Source organism: Planctomycetota bacterium, from assembly GCA_026387035.1.
Lineage (GTDB): Bacteria > Planctomycetota > Phycisphaerae > FEN-1346 > FEN-1346 > JAPLMM01.
Genome location: JAPLMM010000312.1, coordinates 1 through 1,871, shown reverse-complemented (window position 1 = coordinate 1,871; position 1,871 = coordinate 1). Strand labels below are relative to the sequence as shown.

The following is a 1,871-nucleotide window of genomic DNA, read 5'->3' as shown; positions in this document are numbered from 1 at the left end:
TCGCACCGGATGTGCCTGGAGGTGATCGTGCTGAACGGCAAGCCTCAGGAGGTTCAGCGGCTGGCGGACCGCCTGATTGCCGCGAGGGGCGTGAAGCACGGGCGCCTCGTGGCGACGACGGGCGAGGACCTTGTTTAGCCGCGACCCGAAGGGGAGCGCGGCCGTTTGAAAGGGGAAATGGCGATGCACATTGCTTCCGGTTTTCTCTCGCCGCCCGTCTGGGGGACCTTGGCGGCGGTGAGCGGGGCGGCTAAATGTGGGCGTGCGGGGCGCCGGGTGACTTTAGAGGGCGTGCCCCGCAAGCGGGGCGCCGGGTGAAAGGATGTGACGCATGCACATTGCTTCCGGTTTTCTTTCGCCGCCCGTCTGGGGGACCTTGGCGGCGGTGAGCGGCGCAGCCCTGGCGGGGTCGGCGATCGCGGCCACGCGCCAACTGGGCGACCGCAAGGTTCCCCTGATGGGCGTCATGGGTGCGTTCGTCTTTGCGGCCCAGATGGTGAACTTCCCGATTCTGGCGGGGACGAGCGGCCACCTGGGCGGGGGGTTCCTGCTGGGCATCCTGCTCGGGCCGTCGCTCGGGATCATCGTCATGACCTCGGTCCTCGTGGTCCAGGCCCTCGTCTTTCAGGACGGGGGTGTGGAGGCGCTCGGGGCGAACATCTTCGTCATGGGAGTCGTCCCAAGCCTGCTGGGAGGAGCGGTGCGGAGTCTCTGGCGTCGGCCGGGATGGATTGCATACGCGGCCACGTTCGCGGGCGGGGCGGCCGCGGTCCTCGCCGGCGCGACCCTGGTGGTCCTGTTTTTGGCGTGGTCGGGGTCGCTCCCCGCGAAGGTGCACCTGGCGGAGGCGCTCGGCGTGATGGACTCGATTCACCTGTTCATCGGCCTGGTCGAAGGCGCGGTCACGGTGGCGGTAGTTCGGTTCGTCGTCGGGGCGAGGCGCGAGGCCGTCTTCGAGGCCGAACTTGCCGCTCCCGCGGGGGAGACGTCGGCATGAATGCATACAACCGCAAGACGTTTGTCGTCGGAATCCTTATCGCGTTGGCTATCGCAGGCGTGGTGTCGTATTTCGCGTCGGGTGAGCCGGACGGCCTGGAAAAAACCCAGGAAGAGTTGGGGTCGGCGGAGCCCGTTCACAAGGGCGTCGAGCCGCCGCCCAGCGTTTTCGAGGAATATCGCCTCGCCTGGCTGGGCGAAGGGTTCTGGGGGAATGCCGTCGCCGGCGTCGCCGGCAGCCTGCTGGTCCTCGGGGTGGTCCTTGCCGCCGGCCATCTCCTGAAGCGACGCGGACGCCGAGCGGCAACGAGGGATGCGGCCTAAGCGATCCGACATATATTTTGCGCGGTGGTTCGGAGCCTGCCCCGAGCCAAGCCGAGGGGTAACCACCGCGCAAGAAAGCAATTGACCGCGGCGGGTGCGGAGACCCGCCGCGCACACACTTTACAAAACTTACGTCGGACCGCTTAGTTCGGACCGGGCCGGACAGCGGCTGGAGGTCCTGTCGTGCATCATATAATGCTGGACCAATTCGCGGCGCAGCAGACGCCGGTGCGGCGGCTCGATCCGGTGGCGAAGACGGTGGCGGCGATCGTCTTCATCCTGGCCGCGGTCCTGGTGCGGAAGGACCACCTGTTGCCATTCACTCTCCTCGCGGCCGCGCTCGCCGTCTATCACGTCGTCGGAAAGGTGCCGCCGCTTTACACGCTCAAGCGGGTGCTGATGGTCTCGCCGTTCGCGTTGGCGATCGTAGCGCTTTTCCCGATTCTGGAGCCCGGGCGGGCGGTGTGGACGCTGCGGTTGGGCCCGTGGGCGGCGAGCGTGAGCGACGCCGGCCTCCTGCGCGCCGGCCATCTGGGGTGCACGTTCGCCCT

General features: G+C 67.7%; 4 protein-coding genes. All 4 read left to right on the top strand.

The genetic code is table 11. The annotated features are described in order from the left end of the window. The first annotated feature begins 9 nt into the window (after positions 1–9). The gene (locus NTX40_11710) at positions 10–138 is read left to right on the top strand and encodes a hypothetical protein (GenBank protein MCX5649735.1); all 129 of its coding nucleotides are present in this window, start codon (positions 10–12) and stop codon (positions 136–138) included. A 193-nt stretch (positions 139–331) separates the two neighbouring features. Further along, positions 332–997 carry an energy-coupling factor ABC transporter permease gene (locus tag NTX40_11705; GenBank protein ID MCX5649734.1) on the top strand — a complete coding sequence of 222 codons (666 nt, stop codon included), beginning with the start codon at positions 332–334 and terminating at the stop codon, positions 995–997. Next, a complete protein-coding gene (locus NTX40_11700) occupies positions 994–1,320 on the top strand; it encodes a PDGLE domain-containing protein (GenBank protein ID MCX5649733.1) in 327 nt (108 codons plus the stop codon). The genes NTX40_11705 and NTX40_11700 overlap by 4 nt, the downstream gene beginning before the upstream one ends. A 183-nt stretch (positions 1,321–1,503) precedes the next feature. Next, positions 1,504–1,871, top strand: a 368-nt coding sequence (locus tag NTX40_11695; protein MCX5649732.1) for a hypothetical protein, incomplete at its 3' end; no start/stop codon positions are given.